General features: G+C 56.3%; 1 rRNA gene. It reads left to right on the top strand.

The features are described 5' to 3' along the window. The first annotated feature begins 258 nt into the window (after positions 1 to 258). Positions 259 to 3,381, top strand: a 23S ribosomal RNA gene (locus ACIQZO_RS40300). Positions 3,382 to 3,412: the final 31 nt, after the last annotated feature.

Below are 3,412 nucleotides of genomic sequence, written 5' to 3'. Positions count from 1 at the left end.
AGGCAAATGTTCTGCACGGTCAGCTCATGGGTGGAACGTTGATTAGTTGGCACGGTTTCCGAAACTCTCTGTAAGTACTGCCTCGGCGTGGAAAACAGTGAAGTGGAGGGGATCGTGCTTGGCACGTTGTTGGGTCCTGAAGGTACGGCCGTAAGGTCATGTCTTCAGTGCCGGCCCCAGTGAACTTGATCCGTATGGGTCAGGGTGATGGGTGGCTGGTCGTTGTTTGAGAACTACACAGTGGACGCGAGCATCTGTGGCCAAGTTTTTAAGGGCGCACGGTGGATGCCTTGGCACCAGGAACCGATGAAGGACGTGAGAGGCCGCGATAGGCCCCGGGGAGCTGCCAACTGAGCTTTGATCCGGGGGTGTCCGAATGGGGAAACCCGGCAGTCGTCATGGGCTGTCACCCACTGCTGAACACATAGGCAGTGTGGAGGGAACGAGGGGAAGTGAAACATCTCAGTACCCTCAGGAAGAGAAAACAACCGTGATTCCGGGAGTAGTGGCGAGCGAAACCGGATGAGGCCAAACCGTATGCGTGTGATACCCGGCAGGGGTTGCGCATACGGGGTTGTGGGAATTCTTTTGATCGGTCTGCCGGCCGGTCGGCGAGTCAGAAACCGTTGATGTAGTCGAAGGACATGCGAAAGGTCCGGCGTAGAGGGTAAGACCCCCGTAGACGAAACATCAGCGGCTTGCTTAAGAATCTCCCAAGTAGCACGGGGCCCGAGAAATCCCGTGTGAATCTGGCGGGACCACCCGCTAAGCCTAAATATTCCCTGGTGACCGATAGCGGATAGTACCGTGAGGGAATGGTGAAAAGTACCGCGGGAGCGGAGTGAAATAGTACCTGAAACCGTGTGCCTACAAGCCGTGGGAGCGTCGCTGTATGTGCTTGCACATGCAGTCGTGACTGCGTGCCTTTTGAAGAATGAGCCTGCGAGTTAGCGGTGTGTAGCGAGGTTAACCCGTGTGGGGAAGCCGTAGCGAAAGCGAGTCCGAACAGGGCGATTGAGTTGCACGCTCTAGACCCGAAGCGGAGTGATCTAGCCATGGGCAGGTTGAAGCGGAGGTAAGACTTCGTGGAGGACCGAACCCACCAGGGTTGAAAACCTGGGGGATGACCTGTGGTTAGGGGTGAAAGGCCAATCAAACTCCGTGATAGCTGGTTCTCCCCGAAATGCATTTAGGTGCAGCGTCACGTGTTTCTTGCCGGAGGTAGAGCACTGGATAGGCGATGGGCCCTACCGGGTTACTGACCTTAGCCAAACTCCGAATGCCGGTAAGTGAGAGCGTGGCAGTGAGACTGTGGGGGATAAGCTCCATGGTCGAGAGGGAAACAGCCCAGAGCATCGACTAAGGCCCCCAAGCGTACGCTAAGTGGGAAAGGATGTGGAGTCGCAGAGACAACCAGGAGGTTGGCTTAGAAGCAGCCACCCTTGAAAGAGTGCGTAATAGCTCACTGGTCAAGTGATTCCGCGCCGACAATGTAGCGGGGCTCAAGCGTACCGCCGAAGTCGTGTCATTGCAGCAATAGGGCCAACGCCCGCTGTGATGGGTAGGGGAGCGTCGTGTGCCGGGTGAAGCAGCAGCGGAAGCTAGTTGTGGACGGTTCACGAGTGAGAATGCAGGCATGAGTAGCGATACACACGTGAGAAACGTGTGCGCCGATTGACTAAGGGTTCCTGGGTCAAGCTGATCTGCCCAGGGTAAGTCGGGACCTAAGGCGAGGCCGACAGGCGTAGTCGATGGACAACCGGTTGATATTCCGGTACCCGCTTTGAAACGCCCAATATCGAATCAGGCGATGCTAAGTCCGTGAAGCCGTTCCGGACCCTTCGGGGAAAGGAAAGTGGTGGAGCCGACGAACCAGACTTGTAGTAGGTAAGCGATGGGGTGACGCAGGAAGGTAGTCCAACCCGGGCGGTGGTAGTCCCGGGGTAAGGGTGTAGGCCGAGGGGTAGGCAAATCCGTCCCTCATTAAGGCTGAGACCTGATGCCGAGCCGATTGTGGTGAAGTGGATGATCCTATGCTGTCGAGAAAAGCCTCTAGCGAGTTTCATGGCGGCCCGTACCCTAAACCGACTCAGGTGGTCAGGTAGAGAATACCGAGGCGTTCGGGTGAACTATGGTTAAGGAACTCGGCAAAATGCCCCCGTAACTTCGGGAGAAGGGGGGCCATCACTGGTGATCGGATTTACTCCGTGAGCTGGGGGTGGCCGCAGAGACCAGCGAGAAGCGACTGTTTACTAAAAACACAGGTCCGTGCGAAGCCGTAAGGCGATGTATACGGACTGACGCCTGCCCGGTGCTGGAACGTTAAGGGGACCGGTTAGTGCACTTTCGGGTGTGCGAAGCTGAGAACTTAAGCGCCAGTAAACGGCGGTGGTAACTATAACCATCCTAAGGTAGCGAAATTCCTTGTCGGGTAAGTTCCGACCTGCACGAATGGCGTAACGACTTCTCGACTGTCTCAACCATAGGCCCGGTGAAATTGCACTACGAGTAAAGATGCTCGTTTCGCGCAGCAGGACGGAAAGACCCCGGGACCTTTACTATAGTTTGATATTGGTGTTCGGTTCGGCTTGTGTAGGATAGGTGGGAGACTTTGAAGCAGCCACGCCAGTGGTTGTGGAGTCGCCGTTGAAATACCACTCTGGTCGTGCTGGATGTCTAACCTCGGTCCGTGATCCGGATCAGGGACAGTGTCTGATGGGTAGTTTAACTGGGGCGGTTGCCTCCTAAAGAGTAACGGAGGCGCCCAAAGGTTCCCTCAGCCTGGTTGGCAATCAGGTGTTGAGTGTAAGTGCACAAGGGAGCTTGACTGTGAGACCGACGGGTCGAGCAGGGACGAAAGTCGGGACTAGTGATCCGGCGGTGGCTTGTGGAAGCGCCGTCGCTCAACGGATAAAAGGTACCCCGGGGATAACAGGCTGATCTTCCCCAAGAGTCCATATCGACGGGATGGTTTGGCACCTCGATGTCGGCTCGTCGCATCCTGGGGCTGGAGTCGGTCCCAAGGGTTGGGCTGTTCGCCCATTAAAGCGGTACGCGAGCTGGGTTTAGAACGTCGTGAGACAGTTCGGTCCCTATCCGCTGTGCGCGTAGGAATATTGAGAAGGGCTGTCCCTAGTACGAGAGGACCGGGACGGACGAACCTCTGGTGTGCCAGTTGTCCTGCCAAGGGCATGGCTGGTTGGCTACGTTCGGGAGGGATAACCGCTGAAAGCATCTAAGCGGGAAGCCTGCTTCAAGATGAGTATTCCCACCTCCTTGAGAGGGTAAGGCTCCCAGTAGACGACTGGGTTGATAGGCCAGATGTGGAAGCCCGGTAACGGGTGAAGCTGACTGGTACTAATAGGCCGAGGGCTTGTCCTCAGTTGCTCGCGTCCACTGTGTTAGTTCTGAA

The organism is Streptomyces sp. NPDC097617 (assembly GCF_044761485.1).
In the GTDB taxonomy this organism is placed as follows: domain Bacteria; phylum Actinomycetota; class Actinomycetes; order Streptomycetales; family Streptomycetaceae; genus Streptomyces.
This window is presented reverse-complemented; position numbering and strand designations above follow the sequence as displayed.